Annotated in this window: 20 protein-coding genes; 14 read left to right on the top strand and 6 right to left on the bottom strand. The window is 71.3% G+C overall.

The window, feature by feature from the left end:
- Window positions 1–132: 132 nt before the first annotated feature.
- Together frc and ABB55_RS16590 are read left to right on the top strand one after the other, a co-directional pair.
- Entirely contained in the window at window positions 133–1,410 is a 1,278-nt protein-coding gene (gene frc / locus ABB55_RS16595) for a formyl-CoA transferase (RefSeq protein ID WP_054359797.1), read from the top strand.
- A 312-nt stretch (window positions 1,411–1,722) separates the two neighbouring features.
- Window positions 1,723–2,526 carry a DUF2189 domain-containing protein gene (locus ABB55_RS16590; RefSeq protein WP_054359796.1) on the top strand — a complete coding sequence of 268 codons (804 nt, stop codon included), beginning with the start codon at window positions 1,723–1,725 and terminating at the stop codon, window positions 2,524–2,526.
- 71 nt (window positions 2,527–2,597) lie between these two features.
- On the opposite strand, the gene ABB55_RS16585 is transcribed toward ABB55_RS16590, so the two are convergent.
- The 6 genes from ABB55_RS16585 to gspD all read right to left on the bottom strand — a co-directional run bounded on the left by ABB55_RS16585 (window position 2,598) and on the right by gspD (window position 8,681).
- Window positions 2,598–3,059, bottom strand: coding sequence for a hypothetical protein (locus ABB55_RS16585; protein ID WP_054359795.1), 462 nt, complete (start codon window positions 3,057–3,059; stop codon window positions 2,598–2,600).
- The gene (gene gspM, locus ABB55_RS16580; protein ID WP_054359794.1) at window positions 3,056–3,631 is read right to left on the bottom strand and encodes a type II secretion system protein GspM; all 576 of its coding nucleotides are present in this window, start codon (window positions 3,629–3,631) and stop codon (window positions 3,056–3,058) included. The genes ABB55_RS16585 and gspM overlap by 4 nt, the downstream gene beginning before the upstream one ends.
- Window positions 3,628–4,683 carry a PilN domain-containing protein gene (locus ABB55_RS16575; protein WP_054359793.1) on the bottom strand — a complete coding sequence of 352 codons (1,056 nt, stop codon included), beginning with the start codon at window positions 4,681–4,683 and terminating at the stop codon, window positions 3,628–3,630. The genes gspM and ABB55_RS16575 overlap by 4 nt, the downstream gene beginning before the upstream one ends.
- 94 nt (window positions 4,684–4,777) lie before the next feature.
- Complete coding sequence (locus ABB55_RS16570) at window positions 4,778–5,695, bottom strand: type II secretion system minor pseudopilin (RefSeq protein ID WP_152982076.1); 918 nt, start codon at window positions 5,693–5,695, stop codon at window positions 4,778–4,780.
- The gene (locus ABB55_RS16565) at window positions 5,692–6,429 is read right to left on the bottom strand and encodes a prepilin peptidase (RefSeq protein ID WP_083463685.1); all 738 of its coding nucleotides are present in this window, start codon (window positions 6,427–6,429) and stop codon (window positions 5,692–5,694) included. Before ABB55_RS16565 ends, ABB55_RS16570 begins: the two co-directional genes overlap by 4 nt.
- Before the next feature lie 32 nt (window positions 6,430–6,461).
- A complete protein-coding gene (gene gspD / locus ABB55_RS16560; protein WP_054359790.1) occupies window positions 6,462–8,681 on the bottom strand; it encodes a type II secretion system secretin GspD in 2,220 nt (739 codons plus the stop codon).
- 474 nt (window positions 8,682–9,155) lie between these two features.
- Here gspD and ABB55_RS16555 point away from each other — a divergent pair, with 474 nt between their 5' ends.
- The 12 genes from ABB55_RS16555 to ABB55_RS16500 all read left to right on the top strand — a co-directional run bounded on the left by ABB55_RS16555 (window position 9,156) and on the right by ABB55_RS16500 (window position 20,098).
- Window positions 9,156–10,826: a GspE/PulE family protein gene (locus tag ABB55_RS16555; protein ID WP_054359789.1), complete on the top strand. Its 1,671-nt coding sequence runs from the start codon at window positions 9,156–9,158 to the stop codon at window positions 10,824–10,826.
- Between the two features lie 17 nt (window positions 10,827–10,843).
- Complete coding sequence (locus ABB55_RS16550) at window positions 10,844–12,040, top strand: type II secretion system F family protein (protein WP_054359788.1); 1,197 nt, start codon at window positions 10,844–10,846, stop codon at window positions 12,038–12,040.
- Between the two features lie 3 nt (window positions 12,041–12,043).
- Window positions 12,044–12,559, top strand: coding sequence for a type II secretion system major pseudopilin GspG (gene gspG, locus ABB55_RS16545; protein ID WP_083463682.1), 516 nt, complete (start codon window positions 12,044–12,046; stop codon window positions 12,557–12,559).
- Complete coding sequence (locus tag ABB55_RS16540; RefSeq protein ID WP_152982075.1) at window positions 12,528–13,031, top strand: GspH/FimT family pseudopilin; 504 nt, start codon at window positions 12,528–12,530, stop codon at window positions 13,029–13,031. The genes gspG and ABB55_RS16540 overlap by 32 nt, the downstream gene beginning before the upstream one ends.
- The gene (locus ABB55_RS16535; RefSeq protein WP_054359786.1) at window positions 13,021–13,599 is read left to right on the top strand and encodes a type II secretion system protein; all 579 of its coding nucleotides are present in this window, start codon (window positions 13,021–13,023) and stop codon (window positions 13,597–13,599) included. The genes ABB55_RS16540 and ABB55_RS16535 overlap by 11 nt, the downstream gene beginning before the upstream one ends.
- 133 nt (window positions 13,600–13,732) lie before the next feature.
- Window positions 13,733–14,458, top strand: a complete 726-nt coding sequence (locus tag ABB55_RS16530; protein WP_152982074.1) for a hypothetical protein — start codon at window positions 13,733–13,735, stop codon at window positions 14,456–14,458.
- A gap of 114 nt (window positions 14,459–14,572) precedes the next feature.
- A complete protein-coding gene (locus tag ABB55_RS16525) occupies window positions 14,573–15,487 on the top strand; it encodes a ribokinase (protein WP_054359784.1) in 915 nt (304 codons plus the stop codon).
- A gap of 72 nt (window positions 15,488–15,559) precedes the next feature.
- The gene (locus ABB55_RS16520; RefSeq protein WP_054359783.1) at window positions 15,560–16,492 is read left to right on the top strand and encodes a 2-dehydro-3-deoxygalactonokinase; all 933 of its coding nucleotides are present in this window, start codon (window positions 15,560–15,562) and stop codon (window positions 16,490–16,492) included.
- Window positions 16,489–17,121, top strand: a complete 633-nt coding sequence (locus ABB55_RS16515) for a 2-dehydro-3-deoxy-6-phosphogalactonate aldolase (protein WP_054359782.1) — start codon at window positions 16,489–16,491, stop codon at window positions 17,119–17,121. The genes ABB55_RS16520 and ABB55_RS16515 overlap by 4 nt, the downstream gene beginning before the upstream one ends.
- Window positions 17,122–17,159: 38 nt before the next feature.
- Window positions 17,160–17,963, top strand: a complete 804-nt coding sequence (locus ABB55_RS16510) for a FadR/GntR family transcriptional regulator (protein WP_083464138.1) — start codon at window positions 17,160–17,162, stop codon at window positions 17,961–17,963.
- On the top strand, window positions 17,960–18,721 hold the full coding sequence (locus ABB55_RS16505; RefSeq protein ID WP_054359781.1) for an SDR family NAD(P)-dependent oxidoreductase: 762 nt from the start codon (window positions 17,960–17,962) through the stop codon (window positions 18,719–18,721). The genes ABB55_RS16510 and ABB55_RS16505 overlap by 4 nt, the downstream gene beginning before the upstream one ends.
- A 444-nt stretch (window positions 18,722–19,165) precedes the next feature.
- Window positions 19,166–20,098, top strand: a complete 933-nt coding sequence (locus ABB55_RS16500) for an OmpA family protein (protein WP_054359780.1) — start codon at window positions 19,166–19,168, stop codon at window positions 20,096–20,098.
- Window positions 20,099–20,150: the final 52 nt, after the last annotated feature.

Genomic DNA, 20,150 nt, shown 5'->3' with positions numbered 1-20,150 from the left:
GAGACAATCGGGCGCCCGTCTTCGTCCCTGGCCGTCCCGACATGGGTGGTATACCTTATGTCAGATGAGGCGGCCGCAACGAGGCCGAAGAGCCTCGACCCTACCGACACCGACTCGAACCGGGAGGTTCCCATGGTCAAAGCCCTGGAAGGCGTCAAGATTCTGGATTTCACCCACGTGCAGTCGGGTCCGACCTGCACGCAGCTGCTGGCCTGGTTCGGCGCCGATGTGATCAAGGTCGAACGGCCCGGCTCCGGCGACATCACCCGCGGCCAGCTGATCGACGTGCCCGGTGCGGACAGCCTCTATTTCACGATGCTGAACCACAACAAGCGCTCGATCACGCTCGACACCAAGAACCCGCAGGGCAAGCGCGTCCTGGAGGAGATGGTCAAGACCTGCGACGTGATGGTCGAGAACTTCGCCCCCGGCGTGCTCGACCGCATGGGCTTCACCTGGGAGCGCATCCAGGAGCTCAACCCGCGCATGATCGTGGCCTCGATCAAGGGCTTCGGCCCGGGTCCCTACGAGGATTGCAAGGTCTACGAGAATGTCGCCCAGTGCACCGGCGGCTCGGCCTCGACGACCGGCTTCCGCGACGGCCTGCCGCTGGTCACCGGCGCCCAGATCGGCGACAGCGGCACCGGCCTGCATCTCGCCCTCGGCATCGTGACGGCGCTCTACCAGCGCACCCATACCGGCCGCGGCCAGAAGGTCACCTGCGCGATGCAGGACGGCGTGCTCAACCTGTGCCGCGTCAAGCTGCGCGACCAGCAGCGCCTCGACCACGGCCCGCTCGAGGAATACAGCCAGTTCGGCGAGGGCATCCCGTTCGGCGATGCGGTGCCGCGCGCCGGCAACGACTCCGGCGGCGGCCAGCCGGGCCGCATCCTCAAGTGCAAGGGCTGGGAGACCGACCCGAACGCCTACATCTACTTCATCACCCAGGCCCCGGTCTGGGAGGCGATCTGCGACGTAATCGGCGAACCCGGCTGGAAGACCGACCCGCTCTTCGCCAAGCCGAAGGCCCGCCTGCCGCGGCTCAACCAGATCTTCGAGCGCATCGAGCATTGGACCATGTCCAAGACCAAGTTCGAGGCCATGGAGATCCTGAACCAGTACGACATCCCCTGCGGCCCGATCCTGTCGATGAAGGAACTGGCCGAGGACGAGTCGCTGCGCGCCACCGGCACCATCGTCGAGGTCGATCATCCGGTGCGCGGCAAGTATCTGTCGGTCGGCAACCCGATCAAGCTGTCGGACAGCCCGACCGAGGTCGTGCGCTCGCCGCTGCTCGGCGAGCACACCGAGGAGGTCCTGACGCAGGTGCTGAAGTTCGACCCCAAGGCGATCGACGAGATCAAGGCCTCCGGCGCGCTCGGCGACACCGGCCGCCTCGCCGCCGAATGATGCCCGAGACCTGACGGGACCCCGGTACCGCACCCCCTCCCAGGCCGGTGCCGGATCCCCGACCATCCCTCCCAGCGGAGGCAAACTCGACCGGGGCGAAAGCCCCGGTTCTTTTTTGCGCGCGCCAGGGGCGAAAGCCCCGGTTCCTTTTCGTGCACGCTGGGGCGAAAGCCCCGGTTCCTTTTTGTGCGCGCTCCGGCCGCCGACCGGCGGACCTTGCGTAGTCTTGCCGTCCCGATCGACCCGGACTTGCCGGGCGGTGCGGAAGCGCCGACACTTCGGCCCGAGGCAGCGTCACGGGAGGGGCCCGCCATGTCCGATGTACCCGGCGAAAGCGAGGCCGGACCGATCCGGCGCGACCCGATCGTGCGCACGATCGCATTGTCCGATATTTTCGAGGCCCTCGCGCTCGGCCTGCGCGACTTCCAGGCGGCGCCGCTCTACGGACTGTTCTTCGGGGCGATCTACGCCCTCGGCGGGATCGGCATCGTCACCGCGGCCTTTGCCTTCGGCATCGGCTGGCTGCCCTATCCGGTCGCGGCCGGCTTCGCCCTGATCGGCCCCTTCGTGGCCGTCGGTCTCTACGAGGTCAGCCGGCGGCGCGAGGCGGGAACGCCGCTCTCGTTCGCATCCGTGCTCGGCGTCGTCTACGACCAGCACCGGCGCGAACTCGGCTGGATGGCCTTCGTCACGCTGTTCGTATTCCTGGTCTGGATGTATCAGGTGCGCATGCTGCTGGCCTTGTTCCTGGGCTTCAAGTCCTTCGCATCGCTGCAGGAATTCCTCGACGTGGTGCTGACCACGCCGGAGGGGCTGATGTTCCTGGCGGTCGGCCATGTGGTCGGCGCGGTGCTCTCCGTGGTGCTCTTCTCGCTGACCGTGGTGGCCTTTCCGCTCCTGCTCGACCGGGACCTCGACTTCATCACCGCGATGATCACGAGCGTCCGCACCGTCACCACCAATCCGGTGCCGATGCTGACCTGGGCGGCCGTGGTGGTCGCGCTGCTGGCGCTTTCGATCCTGCCGGGCTTTCTCGGCCTGCTCCTGACCCTGCCGGTGCTCGGGCACACGACCTGGCACCTCTACCGGCGCCTGGTCGCCCCGCCGATCGCCTGATCCGGATCCGGATCCGGCGCGGCCCCGCGCTACGGCGCCTCGCCCAAAGTCCACTGCGCCTCGCCCAGAGTCTACTGCGCCTCGCCCGGCGTCTTCAGGGCCAGTTCCAAGGTCTCGCCATTCTGCTCGAGCGTGATCGAGCGCGCCTGGACCTCGGCGACCGTCCAGCCCTGGATCTCCTCGCCCTGGCGCACGGTCAGCGGCTTGCCGTCGTCGCCGCGGAACACGGCGATGCGGGTCTCGCCGCCGACGATCACGCCGGTCAGCACGGCGGTCGGCGGCGCCACCGGCTCCGGCGCGGGCGGGCCGGGATCGGCCGGCAGCACGGCGACCGGCGGCGGCGCAACGACCGCCGGGGGCGGCGGCGGCGGCGGCCGCCGGCTGGGCACGAAGAGCGGCCGGTCGCGCGTCGCCGACAGCCCGTCGAGGGTCAGCGTCTCGATCGAGACCGCCCAGCCCGGCGCGGTCGGGACCATCGCGGCCAGCAGGGCCATGACCGGCAGCACCGGCAGCGGATGGCGGCCCCGGCTCATGACGGCTTCCGCCAGTAGGCGCTGACGGTCAGCGTGGTGCGCAGAACGCGGCCGGCCTCCGCCGGATCGCCGACCTGTTCGCTGCGCGCCGGCGCCATGGCCAGTTCGTCGACGAAGCCGAACGGCGCGCCGGTCTCGATCTCGAACAGGGCCGCCTGGACGGCCTCCATCCGGCCTTCGAACACGAGTTGCAGCTCGATGCGCCGGTCCGCCGTATCGCCCTCCGATTTCATCAGCAGCTGCGACGAGAAGACCTGCCCGCCCGCGGTCTCGACCAGGCCGCGGATGCGCCGCTGCATGTTGGCGGCCGCGATGGTCTCGCTTTCGCCCGCCAGATAGGGATCGCGCCGGTCGATGTCGCCCGGCCGGGCCTGGCCGAGCCGTTGCGGCGTATGGCGCTTCAGGCTGTCGAGCAGTTCGGCCTTGGCGGAGATCTCGGCCTGCTGCACCTCGTAGACCTGCCAGGCCCAGAGCAGCGCGCCCGCCGTCACCACCACCAGGGCGACGAACAGGCCGCCGGCCAGCAGCCGCTGACGCGATCCCGTCGCACCGGTCGCGGACGCCGCCGTCATTGGATCGCCTCCGCCGAACGGACCGGCTCGATGCGCATTTCGATATAGAAGCGGTCGCCGCTGCCGGAGGGCAGCCGGGTCGACGGCGCATAGAAGGCGACCGAGCGGAAGCTCGGCGAGGCCTCCAGGGCGGGGATCAGGGCCGAGACATCCTCGGCGACGCCGGACATCCGGATCAGGCCCTTCTCGATCCGCAGATCGGTCAGATGCGCCTGGTCCGGCAGCGCCGCGGCGAGCTGGTCGACCAGCAGCACCATGGGCGGCGTCGCCGAGCGCTGGGCGCGCAGGCCCTCGGCCGGGTCGCTCTTCGGACGGGTCCGCTCCATCGCCGTGCGCAGGAAATCGCGCCGCTCGGCGATCGCCCGATCGAGATCCGCGGCGGTCCCTTCGGTCAGCTCCTGCGTCCAGGACGCCGCCACCACGCCGGCGACGGCCGCGATCACCAGGACGGCCAGCGCGGTCCCGGCGATACGGCGCGGCACGACCCGGCCGCCATCCGCATCCGCCGCCACCGTGAGGACGAAACGGCCGGCGTCCCCCGCCGCGCTCAGATCGAGCCGGCGCGGCTTCAGCCGGCGCAGTCCCTCGACGAGACCGGCGACCAGGGAGCGCGGCACCACGCCGAGCCGCACCGACAGGCGGCTCGGATCCTCGGCGAGCGGCTCGGTCTCCACGCCGTAATAGGTGTCGCCCACCCGCCAGGGTGTCACCCGCTCGACATGGTGGCGCACGAAGGCGTCGAGATAGGGCGCGCTCTGCGCGGCCACCGGCTCCAGCGCCCGCCGGAACAGCCACGCCTCGGGAATGTCGACCGCGACCGCGGCGCCTTCCAGCCGGGTCGGCAGATCGGCCGGCTCGAAGGTCAGGCCGTCGGCGCCGACCGTGATGCGGCCGCGGCGGGTGCCGTCCTCGACCGTCCAGACGCCGGAGGCGCCGGCCTCCGCCCGCACCGCGATCGCCCGCCCGGCCGAGCGGCCGCGACCGGCGGCGACCATCAGGTCGGCCAGGCCGTCGACCCACCAACGGGCGAAACGGTCGATCGATTTCAGCATGCCTGTTCCCGACCGTACGACGACAGCCGCTCCCTGCGGAGCATCGCCCGAATGTCTTGACGAAGCCTTCCCGGGGCCGTTCCAACGCGCATGATCACGGTCCCGGATAGGATTGCCAGGAAACCACCTGCACGTCTATTCCGCCCCCCTCCGACCCGACCACCGCCTCGAAGCGCCGCTCGAAGCGCCCCCGCACCACGACCCGGATCGTCGCGCGCACGGCGCGGCCCGGATCGAGGTCGATGAAAGCGCGGCTCGATGTCGGAAAGGCGGCGACGATGTCCTCGCGCCTCTCGAATCCGGCGCCGCGGCGGCCGATGAAGGTGTCGGCGCGGCGCTCCTCGCCGCCCGACAGCGCCCGGACGACCAGGCGCCCGGCGATCGTCGGATCGACGCCGGCCTTGCCCGAGGCGACCGTCACGGCGCCCACGACCGCCTCGCGCATGGCGGCCGGCAGGCCGAGCACCTGGTCCAGTTCGGCGAGATGCACGAAGTTGCGGTTGCCCGGCGGCGGCAGCCCGGCGCGGGCATAGTCCTCCGCCTCGGCCCCGGACGGGCGCTTGGCATCGTCCGGATCGCGCCAATCGATAATGCGGTCGGCATAGAGGCGCGCCTCGGTCGGACTGGCGCCGGCGGCCTGGAACAGGGCGGCGAGCAGTTCCGGCGGGGCGGCATTGAGGTCGATCCGGGCGGTCTCGCCGATATAGGACACCTCGACGACCGCATCCGCGAAAGGAACCGCGAAGGCGCCGGCCCGGCGCACGCCGGGCTCTCCGGACGCGAGGCGCGCGGCGATCAGGTCGACCGCCGCCCGGCCGAGTTCCTCGGCCCGGACCTCGTCGAGATAGACCGTCGCGGCCCGAACACCGGCCGAGGACGAACGCATCGCGGTGACGGCAAGGCTGGAGGCGGCGGCGCCGAAGATCAGCACCATCAGCAGCACCGCGCCGCGACGCGCCGGCGCCGCGCCGATCGCCGCGGCCAACCGTCCGGCCTGAAGCCTGCCCTTCACGGCCAGGTCCCCCAGCCGTCCGGAACCGCCTGGGCCCAGACATGGACGGCAAAACCGGCCGGCGCCAGGAAGGCGCCGAAGGGGACCATGGTCATGCCATGCGGGGATTCGGGCCCGTCCTCGACTCCAGCCCCATCCTCGACCCGGGCCCCATCCTCGACCCGGGCCCCGTCCTTGGCCGGCCCCTGCGCCCGGCGCTCGAGGGCCCGGGCGGCCAGCACGACGCCAAGCGCCGCCATGGCGGCCAACTGCAGCGCCAGCGCCTGGGCAAAAGGATCGAGCCACAGGCCGAGCGCTGCGGCGAGCTTCACGTCGCCGAAGCCGATGCCTTCCTGGCCGCGCAGCCACCGATAGCCGGTGCGCACCGCATAGACCGCCGCCCCGGCGCCGAGGCCCTGGGCCAGCGCCCACGCCACGGCTTCCCAGCCTCCGGCCCCAACCCCGGCCCCAACCCCGGCCCCAACCCCGGCCCCGCCGGCCCACCAGGCCTGGGCGAGCCCGAGCGCCGCGATGCCGAGGCTTGCGGCATCGGGGATCAGATAGCGGTCGAGATCGGACCGCACCACGACGACGACCAGAAGCCAGAACGCGCCCGCGAACAGCGCCGCCATGGGCGGCAGCAGCGCCGCCAGGGCGATGAGCCCCAGCGCCGACACCACGGCGTCGACGGTCCGCAGGCGCAGCGGCGGCTCTGCCGCGCCGACCTCCAGGGCGGTCCCATCGGGCAACGCCATCCTGCCGCCTCCCGTAGGTTCGGCCGCCGCGCTCAGCGCAGCGGTTGGCGCATGGCCGAGAACCGGTCGCGGAACTCCTCGGCGACCGATTGCGCGTCGGCCTGATCGCGGATGATCTGCGGCTTGATGAAGATGATCAGCTCGGTCCGCTCCGCCGTCTTGGTGTTGGACGCCAGGATCTCGTTCAGGAACTTCACCGACACCAGGCCCGGCAGGCCTTCGCGGTTGCTTTCGCGCCGCTCGGTGATCAGGCCGGCGAGCAGTACCGTCTGGCCGCTCGACACCGCGATCTGGCTGCGCACCCGGCGCTGCGCGATGGTCGGCGTCAGCGACTGGCTATCCTTGTTGACGACGTTGGAGATCTCCTGCTCCACGTCGAGCGTCACCACACCGTTGGCGTTCACGCGCGGCATGACCCGGAGGATGATGCCGGTATCGCGGAACTCGACATTGTTGACGATCGGCGCGGCGGGATTGTCGACCGAATTGGCGGTCCGGGTGGTGATCGGCACCTGGTCGCCGACCTGCAGCACCGCCGGCTGGTTGTCGAGCACGACCAGGGACGGCGAGGACAGGATCTTGACGTTGGTCAGCGTCTGCAGCGCATCGAGCACCATGCGCGGCTCGGATTTCGGACCGAGCAGGAGGTTGAAGCCGGGCAGCGTGCGCGCCAGCTTGGCCGTATCGGCCACGCCCACGGAGCCGCGATTGCCGCCGGCGCCGAGATCGGAACTCTTCAGGTAGAATTGGACGCCGTAATTGAGCTGGTCGGTCAGCTTGACCTCGGCGATGGTCGCCTCGATGGCGACCTGCACGGGCGGGCGATCGAGCTCGCGGATGGTGCGCTCGACCAGCTTGTAGTCCGCCGCGGAGGCATAGATCAGCAGCGTGTTGTTGGGGATGTCGGCCGTGACGCGGACGGTCGAACCGGGACCGCCGGACCCGTGGCTGCCGCCACCGCCGCCGCCGCCCGCCGCCCCGTTGCCGGCACCGAGCTCGCTGCCGCCGCCGGCCGTGCCCATGCCGGTCGCAGCCCCGCCGGATGACGCGTTGCCGGACGAATTCGGGAAGGCCGCGAAGGCCGAGCCGACCCGGCTGCCGCCGACCGCGTTGCCGCCGGACGCCCCGCCGCTGCCGGCGCTGCCGGCGCTGCCGGACGACTGCGTCAGCGTGCCGCCGCGACCGCCGCCGACCGGCTCGAGACTGTCCTTGTCGGCGCCGGAACCGCCCTGCCCGGACCCGCGGCCCGAGAAGGCGTCGTTGAGCAGAGCCGCAACATTCTTGGCCTGGCCGTATTTCAGCCGGTAGACCTTCACGCCGGCCGCCGCCTGATCGACCCGGTCGAGCCGCTTGACCCAGCGCTGCACGATATCGACCGCGTCGCGCCGCTTCGAGACGACCAGGATGGCGTTCAGCCGGCTCATCGGCTGCAGCTGGACCTGTCCCTGCCCGACGCCGCCCTCGCCGGCATCCAGGATGCGGTTCAATTCGCCGATCACGGTTTCGGGCGACGAATTGGCCAGCGGGAAGATGCCGACCGACTGGTCGCGCATCCAGTCGGTGTCGACCAGGGTGGCGGCGTCGAGAGCGGCGCGCCGCTCGGCCGCCGTCCCCTGGATCAGCACCAGGTTGGTGGCCGCATCGACCTTCAGCGCGCCCGGCTTGGAGGCGAAGCTCTCCAGCACCCGCGCCAGCGTCTGGGCCGACACGAATTTGGCCGGAATGACCGAGGTGCCGTAGCCTTCGCCCGCGGCCGCATAGTCGAAGCGACCCGATCCGATGGCCTCCGACGAGGGCGTGATCCGGTAGACAGCGCCTTCGCGCGCCACCGCGATATTGACCGCCTTGAGCGCGGTCTCCATGACGCTGACCAGGCGGCCGCGCGGCACGGCGCGCGCCGAGTTCAGGCTGACCGTGCCGGTGGCGCGGCTGTCGACGGTGTAGTTCTCGCCGAGAATGTCGCCGAGGATCGACTTGGCCAGCGCCGCGACCTCGACATTCTCGAAGTTGAGCAGGAAGCCGTCGCCCTCCTGCGTGATCGACCCTTCCGGCACGCCGCCCGAACCGTCCACGCTTCCGGTCCGTTCCGGCCGCCCCTCGCCGCCATAGACCCGGCCGCGGGTATCCTGGTTTCCCGACCGGGTGCCGTACTTGCCGCCGACATCGTTCTTCCGGGCGGTCAGATCCGTGCTGCCGAAACCCGTGAAGGCGTCCTGAAGACTGCCCGAATCGTTCGCGCAGGCCCCGAGCAAAGCCGTCAGCGCCAGGCCCGCGACGGCCAGAAGCCCGCCGAAAGACCTCGATCGCGCGAAACCGCGCCCAGAACGGGGCCTTGTTTCACGCAGGGACCGAACCTCTTCCATCAATCGAGCCGCCAGACTAACCGCGGGATCACCCGCCGACCTGATATTCACTAGCACGATGCCGTGCCCGCGGAGAACTCCGCCGCTTCCCCGATCCGAATCAACGGGCCGGCCGGCGATCGCCCGACGGCCTAGCAGATCGGCCGGACATCGGCGCGCTCAGCCGGATACCGCGCGAAAACGGCAGAACTCCGAGCGGGGCGGAGCTCCGGCGTCAGCGCCCCGACAGGAGCGTCCGCCCAACATGGTACCGTCGAATAGCCTGTGGACATTGCGTCCTTGTTAACCTCTTCGTATCAGCCTACCGACCGATCGCGCACCGCTGCCGGGTCGCTCGGGTCGCACCGTTCGGACGCGGGACCAATGACCTCTCTGGTTTCCCAACTCGTCGAGAAGGGCCTGATCCGCAACGATCAGCTGATCGGCCTTGCCGGTCCTTCGACAGAGATCACCAGTCTGCCTTACAGGAGGCTGATGGAGGCGGCCGGCATCGCGCCCGGCCGCTTCGCCGACCTGGTCGCAGAGCTGCACGGCCTGCCGCGGTCGGATCTCGACACCATGCTGGGCGGCGAAGCGTTGCTCGGCCCCTTCTCGCGCGTCTTCCTGACCGAATCGGGCCTCTATCCCTATCGCCTGCGGTCCGGCGCCCAGCGTCTTGCGGTCATCGACCCGACCCAGCGCGACGTGGTCGCCGCCGTCACCATGACGCTCGGCGGCGCGGTCGCGATCGAGATCGCCGGCCTCGACGAGATCGAGATCGCGCTGGAGCGGGCCGGCGAGGCGCAGGAGGCGACGGTCGCCGGCGAGGACGAACCCGGTCCCCTGACCGGCGCCGAGAATGTCGACGAACTGCGCGATCTCGCCAGCGGCGCCCCGGTGGTCCGGGCCGTGGAGGAGATTTTCGACCGCGCCGTCTCGCTCCGGGCGACCGACATCCACATCGAGCCGACCCGGCGCGACTATCAGGTGCGCGTGCGCGTCGACGGCGTCATGCGGGCGATCGTCGCACCGCGCGTGCCGCACCGCGCCATCGTCTCGCGCATCAAGATCCTGGCCAGTCTCAACATCGCCGAGCACCGCCTGCCCCAGGACGGGCGCACCCGCGCCAAGATCCGCGGCCGCGACTACGACATCCGCGTGGCCGTGATGCCGACCACCACCGGCGAGGCGGTCATCCTGCGCCTGCTCGACCGCTCCGGAAAGCTGGTCGACTTCTCCCAGCTCGGGCTCCGGTCCCGGGACGAGACGGCATTGCGCCGGCAGATCGAGATGCCCTACGGGCTCGTCGTGGTGACCGGCCCGACCGGCAGCGGCAAGACGACGACGCTCGCCGCGGCGCTCTCGATCCTCAACGACCAGACCCGCAAGATCCTGACCGTCGAGGACCCGGTCGAATACGAGATCCCCGGCGTCAGTCAGTCGCAGGTGCGCACCGCCGTCGGCCTGACCTTCGCGTCGGCGCTGCGCGCCTTCCTGCGTCAGGACCCGGACGTGATCATGGTCGGCGAGGTGCGCGACACCGAGACCGCCAAGATCGCCATCCAGGCCTCGCTGACCGGCCACATGGTGATGACCACGCTGCACACCAACACGGCGGCGGCCGCCATCACGCGGCTGATCGACATGGGCGTGGAGCCGTTCCTGATCGCCTCCTCGCTGCGCGCGGTGGTCGGCCAGCGGCTGGTCCGCCTGCTCTGCCCGGATTGCCGCCGGCCCCGGCGGCTGGAGGCGGCCGATTTCGACCTCAACCCGCGCTTCACCGCGATCGGCCTGGACCCCGGAACGGTCGTCCACGAGCCGGTCGGCTGCGAACGCTGCGGCGGCACCGGCTATCGCGGCCGGCGCGCCATCTTCGAGGTGCTCGAGGTCAACGAACCGATCCGCCGCCTGATTCTCGGCGGCGCCGACGATCAGGCGATCGAGACGGCGGCGCGGGCGGCCGGGATGACCACGATGATCGAGGACGGGCGTGCGCGCTGCCTCGACGGGACCACATCGGTGGACGAAGTCTTCCGCGTCGCGGCCCTGCGCTGAGCCGGGAGGAGATGCCCGTGGCCCGCTTTGCCTATACCGCCATGTCGATGGACGGCCGTCCGCTCTCCGGCGAGACCGAGGCCGCCGACGAGAACGGCGTCGCCTCCGAACTGGGCGCCCGCGGACTGATCCTGGTCGAGGCGAAGCGGCTCGGCGAGGCGGGCGCCGCCGGCCTGTTCGCCCGGCGGGCCGATCCGCGCGCGGTGACGGCCTTTCTGGGCGAACTCTCGCTGATGCTGAAGAGCGGGCTCACCATCGACGAGGCCCTGCTGCTCGCCTCCGAGGATCTGAAGGGCGGACTGCGCGACATCGTCCGCACCCTGCGCGCCGATGTCCTGGCCGGCCAGAGCTTCGTCCAGGCGCTGCAGCGCCATCCCGGCACCTTCCCGGCCGAGATCGTCGCCATGGCGCGGGTCGCCGAGGCGACCGGGCATCTCGACCGGGTGCTCGCCGTCGTGGTCGCCCAGCGCCAGCGCGGCCACATCCTGGCCGACAAGGTGACCGGTGCGCTGCGCTATCCGGCCTTCCTGCTTTTGGCGGCGGCCAGCGTTCTCGTCTTCTTCCTGGTTCATGTCGTGCCGCAATTCGCCGGGCTGATCGGCGACAGCGGCCAGACGCCGGGCTCGATGGTCGCCACGGTGCTCGCGCTCTCGGCCTGGATGGCGGAGAATTCCGATCTTCTCGGCGGCGGCGCGATCCTGGTCCTCTCGGGCGGGCTGCTCGCCGCCCGCGTCAAAGCCATCCGCGACGGCTTCGTACGGTCCGCAACGCGACTGCCGCTGATTTCCGGCATCTGGCGGCTGCGCCGGACGGCGCTGTTCACCACCAATCTCGGCACGCTCCTGTCGCAGGGCGTGCCGCTGGTCGAGGCCCTGAAGGTGCTGGAAAGCGTGGTCGGGGTCGACGGCGAAGCCCTGGTGGCGGCGGTCGGCGACGACGTGCGCCGCGGCGGCCGGCTCTCCGAGGCGCTCGGGCGGGTCGATCTGCTGCCGGACGTCGCCGCCCGCATGCTGCGCATCGGCGAGGAGACCGGCGAACTGGCGACAGTGGCGTCGGAAGCCGGAGCGCTCTACGAGAAGAAGCTGACGGAGCGACTCGACCGCGTCGGCGCCCTGGTCGGACCGATTGCCATCATCGTCATCGCGGTGGTGATCGGCGGCCTGATGGTGACGATCATGTCGGCGTTGATGAGCGTGAACCAACTGGTGAGCTGACCCATGGCGACCCGCACATTCCTCTCCCGGCCCTCCGGTCCGGCCGCCCGTCCGGGCGACGGCCGTCCGGTCGCGTCACGGCGCCCCGACGCGAAGCGGCTCGACCGCCTCCGCGCGGGCTTCACGCTGGTCGAGATGCTGGTCGTGCTGGTCATCATCGGGCTTCTGGTCGGCCTGGTCGGGCCGCGCGTCTTCAACCAGCTGTCCGACGCCAAGACCAAGACCGCGCGCATCCAGATCGAGAGCTTCACCAACGCGCTCGATCTCTTCTTCCTGGACATGAGCCGCTATCCGACCACCGCCGAGGGCCTCAACGCGCTGATGGTCCGCCCCAACAATGCCGCGACCTGGAACGGCCCCTATCTGCGCGGCAACGGCGTGCCGCGCGATCCCTGGAACAATGCCTATCTGTATCGTTCGCCGGGCCAGGGTCGCCCCTACGAGATCGTGTCGCTCGGCTCCGACGGCCGCGAGGGAGGCACCGACAGTGCCGCGGATCTCAACAACTGGCAGCGTTGACGCCGACGCCGGGCCGCGCAACGGCCGCCCGGCCGACCGTAGCGCCGGCTTCGTGCTGATGGAGATCATCCCCGCCATGGTGATCCTCGGGCTGGGCATGATCCTGGCGCTGGCCACCCTGGCGCGCGGCACCGGACCGAGCGGGCTGATGGCGATGGCGGTGGAATCGGCCGCGCTGCTGCGCAATGCCCGTACCGACGCGATCGCCTCCGGCCGGGAGACCACCGCCGTGTTCGACACCCGCCGGCGCGATTTCGTCTCCGGGCCGCAGACCCTGCGGCTGCCGCGCGACATCGACCTCGCCGTGCTGGCCGGCGACAGCTGCGCCACGGACGGCAGCCGCATCGCCATCCTGTTCCGCCCCGACGGCACCAGCTGCGGCGGCGTGATCCGCTTCACCAAGGGCGCGCGCAGCTTCCGCGTCCGGGTCAACTGGGCGACCGGCACCGTGGCGATCGTCGATGGCGCCTGAAGCCCGCGCCCCCGTTCCGGTGTCGCGCGAGCCGCAGGCCGGCTTCACGCTGGTCGAGGTGCTGGCCGCCATCGTGGTCGCCGGATTGATGGTCGCGGTTCTGTCGCGCGCCTTCTCGACCGCCTGGTCGGCCGCCCGCGCGCCGGCCGAGATCGCCGGTGCGGCGATCCTGGCGCAGAGCCTGATCGCCGGCGTGCGCGCCGTTCCGGGCGCGGTCCCGGTCCGCGGCACGGCACGCCAGGGCAGCTTCGACTATGCGATCGGCACCGAGATCGTCGATTTCGAGCCGCGCCCCTCGCCCGCCCCGTCGATCCCGCTCGATGCCGGCCCGACGACCCGCACGGCACCGGCCCCCGGCGCTGGTGGCGGCGGCGGCGGCGGCGGCGAGACGAGCGGCACCGGCCCCGCAGCGGGGACCCGGCCGGGCGAGCCCGGCAGCCGCGGTCCGCAGACCGGGCGGGCCGATTCCGGGCCGCCGATCCCGCTGCGCGTCACCGTCGTCGTCAAAGCCCCCTCGGGCCGGAGCGTCCGCCTTGAGACCGTCAAGCTCGTCCCCGGCGCCCGCTAGGAGCCGCCCGCCCCGCCGACAGGGCCGCGTCGGCTTCTCGCCGGTCCCCGCCGCGCGCAACCGCGCCGGCTTCTCGCGGTTCCCTGCCGCGCGCAACCGCGCCGGATTCTCACTCGTCGAAGTGCTGGCGGCCGTGGTCCTCACCGTCGGCCTCATCGTTGCGGCCATGCCGTTTCTGACCGGCGTCCTCGGGCGCTGGATGACCGGACAGCGCTCCCTGGAGGATGCCGATCTCTGGATGCGCGCGAGCCTGCGCCTGTCCGAGGACACCGCCCGCGCCATCCCGCTGGTCACCGGCGATCCGAAATCGCCGACCGTCGCCTATCGCGGCAACGACCGGCAGATCCGGTTCGTCCGCCCGTCGCTGTCGTCCAACGCCGCCAGCCGCTTCGAGACGGTCACTTTCACCCTGGAACGGACCGACGACGGCGAGGCGGTCATCCGCCGCACGTCGCCCTGGACGACCGCCGGATTCGACGCGCCCGGCGGCGGCGGGACCGCGACCACGATCCTCTCCGGTCCCTACCGCTTCCGTTTCGTCCAGGTCTCCGGCTCCGGCGACCGCTCGTCCGACTGGTCGAACGCGCAGGAGATGCCGCGTCTGGTCGAACTGGTCGTCGAGCCGACCGGCCGCCGTCCGGCCCCGGCCGCCCCGCTCGCGCTGCCGATCCTGGCCAACCGGCCGGGTGGCGGACCGGCGGGCGGCGGCGCCGCGGTCGCCGGCCAGGGCAACGCGGCCAACGGGCCATCCGGCGGCGGGACGCCGGGTCCGGGGACCGGCGGCGGCGGCCCCGGCGCCCGCCCGCCCTATGTGCAATCCCCGCCGCCCGGCGGTCCGATGCCCCCGCCGCCGCACTGAAGCCGGGGATCTGAAACCGCCGATACGAATCGGGCCCGCGGCACGGACAACCGGTTTGCCTCGACGCCCAGAATCCTGATCCCATGCGCCCGAACGCGCAGGAGCCTCACCAGAATGCCCAGGATCATCGTATTGGGGTCCATCAACATGGACCTCGTCGTCACCGCCGACCGCTTCCCCGGCCCGGGCGAGACCATCGCGGGCGATGCCTTCCGCACCTTCTCGGGTGGCAAGGGCGCCAACCAGGCGGTCGCGGCGGCGCGCATGGGCGCCAAGGTCGCCTTCGTCGGCGCCGTCGGCGCCGATGCCTTCGGGGCGGACCTGGTCGCCGGCATGGCCGCCGAGGGGATCGACACCGCTGCGGTGGCGACGATCCCCGGGGTGGCGACCGGAACGGCGCTGATCACGGTCGCGCAGGGCGAGAACTGCATCGTGGTCGTGGCCGGCGCCAATGCGGCCGTCGACGGTGCGGCCGCCGCCGGTCTGGTCGGCCCGGGCGACCGGATCGTCGCCCAGCTCGAAGTCCCGGTGGCGGCGATCGCCTCGGCCTTCGCGGCGGCCCGGTCGGCCGGCGCCGAAACCCTGCTCAATGCCGCGCCGGCCCAACCGGAGGTCCGCGATCTCCTGCCCCTGACCGACATCCTGATCGTCAACGAGACCGAACTCGATCTGATCGCCGGCTGGCTCGGCGCGAGCGGCGACGGCGTGGCGGCCCGTGCCCGGGCGCTGATCGCCGCGGGACCGTCGACCGTGGTGGTCACGCTCGGCGCGGCCGGGCTGGTCGCCGTCACGGCCGCGGCGACCGTCGAACTTGGCGGCCACCGGGTCGTGCCGGTCGATACCACGGGCGCGGGCGACTGTTTCGTCGGCACCCTGGCGGCAGGACTCGGCTCCGGCACCGGCCTTGCCGACGCGCTCGAAACCGCCAATGCGGCCGCCGCCCTGTCGGTGCAGAAGCCCGGCGCCGCGCCCTCCATGCCGAGGGCGGAAGACGTGCGGGCCTTCCTGTCCGGACGGTCGGCCAGCTGACGCATCGAGACGACGTGACGGCGGCCCGGCGTCAGGCTATCCTCGGACAAAAAGCAGGGAGCCGCCCGGATCATGACCCGTTCCGCATCCTCCGGTCCCGCCTTCGTGGCGGTCGACTGGGGCACGTCGTCCTTTCGCGCCGCCCTGGTCGGCGGCGACGGCAGCATTCTGGCCGAAGTCGCCGGCCCGGACGGCATCCTGAAGGTCGAGGGCGGCGACTTCGCCGGAACGCTGCGCCGCCAGACCGGCGCCTGGCTCAGCGCGATGCCCGGCCTGCCGGTGCTGCTGTCGGGCATGATCGGCAGCCGCAACGGCTGGGTCGAAGTGCCCTATGCGGCGACCCCGGCCGATCCGATCTCGCTGGCCGCCGGCATCCTGCGCCAGACGCTCGACGGCCACCCGCTCCTGTTCGTGCCCGGCCTGATGCATGTCGACGCCCATGACGTGCCCGACGTGATGCGCGGCGAGGAGGTCCAGGTGCTCGGCGCCGGCCTGGCCCTGCCCGATGCCGAGATGGTGCTGCCCGGGACGCACTCGAAATGGGTCACGGTGCGCGACGGCCGCATCACCGGCTTCCGGACCTTCATGACCGGCGAGCTCTATGCCGCCTTGAAGGGCCATACGATCCTCGGCCGGCTGGCGGAGGGCGACGCCCATCATGCCGACGGCTTCGCGGCCGGCGTCCTGCGCGGCTATGCGACGCCGGCGCTCAGCCATGCGCTCTTCACCGCCCGCACCCTGCCGCTGACCGGACGGCTCGCCCCCGAGGCCGTCGCCTCCTACCTGTCCGGACTGCTGATCGGCGCCGAGTTCTCCGGGGCGCTCGCCCATGCCGAGCCGACGCTGCCGCATGTCGCCATCGGCGATGCCCGGCTGGTCGATCTCTACCGCACGGCCGCCGCCCTGATCGGGCTCGACCTCCATGCCGGGCCGCACCATGCGGCCGTCGACGGGCTCGTCGCGCTGGCCCGTGCCCTCGATCTCCTGCCGGGAGCCGCCGCATGACCTTCGACGAGGCCTTTGCGGCGCTGCCGCTGGTCGCCATCCTGCGCGGCATCCGCCCCGACGAGGCCGAGCCGATCGTCGCCGGCCTGATCGAGGCCGGCTTCCGGCTGATCGAGGTGCCGCTGAATTCGCCCGATCCGTTCGCGACGATCGCCGCCCTGCAGGCCCGGTTCGCCGGGCGCGCCCTGTTCGGCGCCGGCACGGTGCTGAGCGTCGCCGAGGTCGCGGCGGTGGCGGCGACCGGCGCGCGCCTGATCGTCTCGCCCAACACCGACCCGGCCGTGATCGGCGCCAGCAAGGCGGCCGGTCTCGTCTCGCTGCCGGGCGCCGCGACGCCGAGCGAGGCCTTCGCGGCCCTCGCCGCCGGTGCCGACGCGGTCAAGATGTTCCCGGCTGAGGCCCTGCCGCCGGCCGTGGTCAAGGCCTGGCGGGCGGTGCTTCCCCGAAACGCCCGGCTGATTCCGGTCGGCGGCATCGATGTCGCCAGCATGGCGCCCTACCGGGCCGCCGGCGCCGACGGCTTCGGGCTCGGCTCCGCGCTCTACAAGCCCGGCCAGAGCGCCGAGGCGACCGCCCGGCGCGCCGTGGACTTTGTGTCGGCTTGTCGGAGCGGCGAAATTCGGAATTGATGGAACGCGGCCACCACGGCCGAGCGGGGGCGAAGGACATGAACGCGCGACGTCGGACCGTCGATCCAACGGGTCTGGATCTGGCTCCCGTCGGGCCCAACGATCGGCGTCGCCTGCACGGCTCGATCGCCCATGACCTTGCGGTGGCCATCGTCGGCGGACAGTACAAGCCCGGCGACGTGCTGCCGAACGAGGACGTGTTCAGCCAGAAGCTCGCCGTCTCGCGCACCGCCTATCGCGAGGCCGTGCGCATCCTGGCCGCCAAGGGCATGGTCGAGAGCCGGCCCAAGACCGGCACCCGCATCACCGAGCGCGCCCGCTGGAACCTGATCGACCCGGACGTGCTGGCCTGGCATTTCGAAGCCGGACCGAGCGTGACCTTTCTCGACTCGCTCTTCGAGCTGCGCCGCATCGTCGAACCGCAGGCCGCGGCGCTGGCGGCCGAGCGGCGCACGGAGGCCGATCTGCAGGCCATGCTGGTCGCGCTGGAGCGGATGAGCGCCGACAATCTCTCGACCGCGACCAGTCTGGCGGCCGATCTCGAATTTCACCATGCGCTGCTGGCCGCCGCCCGCAACGAGCCCCTGACGGTGCTGTCGAGCGGCATCGGCGCCACCATCCGCTGGACCACCATGGTCAAGCAGCGCGTCGGTGCGATGCCGAGCGATCCGCTCGGCGACCATCGCGAGGTCTACGAAGCGGTTGCGGCGCGCAACGGACCGCGCGCCCGTGCCGCCATGCTGTCGCTGGTCGAACAGGCGCAGGCGGCGACCCACCAGGCGATCCGAAAGGGGCCGGCCCGGACCGATCCCGTAAAAAACGTGGAGGAAACGCGACGATGAGCGGTGCGATCTATCCCGACCTCGAAGGCAAGACGGTACTGGTGACGGGCGGAGGCTCCGGGATCGGTGCCGAAATCGTGCGCCAGTTCGCACGCCAGAAATGCCGCGTGGCCTTCGTCGACATCGCCGAGGGACCGTCCGAGAAGCTGGCCGCGGAGCTGACCGCGGGCGGGGCGACCGTCCTCTACCGGCCGCTCGACCTGCGCGACATCCGGGCCCTGAAGAGCGCCATCCAGGCGATCCGCAACGCCCTCGGGCCGATCGACGTGCTGGTCAACAATGCCGCCCATGACGAGCGGCACCCGACACCGACCGTCACCGAGGAATTCTGGGACGAGCGCATCGCCGTCAACCTGAAGCACCAGTTCTTCGCCGCCCAGGCGGTGCTGCCGGACATGCAGGCGACAGGAGGCGGGGCGATCATCAATTTCGGCTCGGTCAGCTGGATGATCGGTCAGGGCGGCATGGCCGCCTATACGGCCTGCAAGTCGGCCGTGATCGGCCTGACCCGGTCGCTCGCCCGCGACTACGGACAATACAATATCCGCGTCAACGCGATCGCGCCGGGCTGGATCATGACCGAGCGCCAGATCGAAAAGTGGCTGACGCCGGAGGGCGAGGCCGAACTGCTGCAGCGCCAATGCCTGAAGCGGCGCATGATGCCGGCCGACATCGCCAAGTTCACCGTGTTCCTCGCCTCCGACGAGGCCTCGGGCTGCACCAACCAGCACTATGTGGTCGACGGCGGCTGGGTCTGACCGGCTGCCGCCCCCGCCCGCCCGGACCGACGCCCGGACTGACGCCCGGACCGACGGACGGACCCGGCGGTCCCCTCCGTCTCCCGATCGCCACGCCCGGCGGTCGGGTCCGATGCGGCGGGATGGCCATCCGTGATCGGCGCGCGGCGGCCGTCGCCATGCCCAAGGCCCCCGGGGCAGCCGCATTCGTACGCGTTGGCCGCGCGATCACGGGCTTTTCAGGACCGGCGCGCCGGGCCGTCACCTTGGCGTGAGGCGCCGCGCGCCATGATGGCGGCGGAACGGTTCCAATCCATTTGCGGGCTGCGGGAACGCGCGGCCGCTGGACCAGCCCGGCCGGCTCTGCCTTAATCGCCTCGACAAGCAGGGCCGGGCAACACGATCGTCGATCGCCCGGCGCCGAATGGATCCGAGACGAGACCGATTTCCGCGAGGGGGGACCCCATGTTCAAGCGAAGCGCCATCCTCTGCCTGACCCTGGCCGCGCTGACCCTTCCGCAGGTCACCCCGGCGCAGGCCGCCGACTGCCGCGACCTGCTCGGCGAACTCGGCGGCACCCTCCGGTCGCCGACGCCCGAGACCGCCGAGAGCCTCCTGGCGCCGATCTACGACGCCTGCCCGAAGGACGTCTACGACAAGTCGCGCGCCGCCTTTGCCGCCGCGGTGCTGCGCAAGGTCGACGCGATGGGTCCGAAGCCGGCCAATCCGGCGGAGGAACGCCGCCTGCTGCAGCTCGCCGCCGAGAAGGGCCAGTTGTGGGACGCCTTCTGGCGGCTCGCCGACGACCAGCTCGAGGCGCGCGAATTCAAGGCGGCCGCGGTCTCCTATCAGAAGGCGATCGACCTGCTCGAGCCGCTCGCGACGAGCAACGATCAATTGAAGGAGCGCGGCCGGATGCTGGTCAAGCGCGCCAACGAGGCGCGTCTGCTGGCCGCCAACCAGGGCACCGGCACGCTGGTCGTCGCGACCACCAACCATCGCGGCCAGCCGGGCGGCGCCTATTCGGACGCCTTCAACACGCGCGGCATCCAGGCGGTCAAGATCCCGCCGATCACCTTCAAGTTCGACAGTGCCGAATTCACCCAGGTCGGCCAGGACGCCATCCAGGAACTGATCGGCGTCATCAAGAGCGCCCAGCCGCGCACCATCACGGTGGTCGGCCATACCGACCAGAAGGGCACCGACGCCTACAACCTGGACCTCTCCAAGCGGCGGGCCGAGGCGGTCGCCCGCTACGTCCAGTCGCGCATCGGCGATGCCCAATATGCCATCGTCGCCATGGGCAAGCGCAAGCCGCTCGATCTGTCCGACGGCAGCAATTACCGGCAGGACGAGATCGACCAGCTCAACCGCCGCGTCGAGATGTCCTGGGAATGACCGGCGGGCCGGCGCCGAACAGCGCCCCGGCCGTGCCCATCCGAACCTGTAG

Origin of the sequence: Prosthecodimorpha hirschii (assembly GCF_001305515.1) — a bacterium.
Lineage (GTDB): Bacteria > Pseudomonadota > Alphaproteobacteria > Rhizobiales > Ancalomicrobiaceae > Prosthecodimorpha > Prosthecodimorpha hirschii.
Note: the sequence above shows the minus strand (reverse complement) of the source record. Positions and strands in the feature narration are given on the sequence as shown.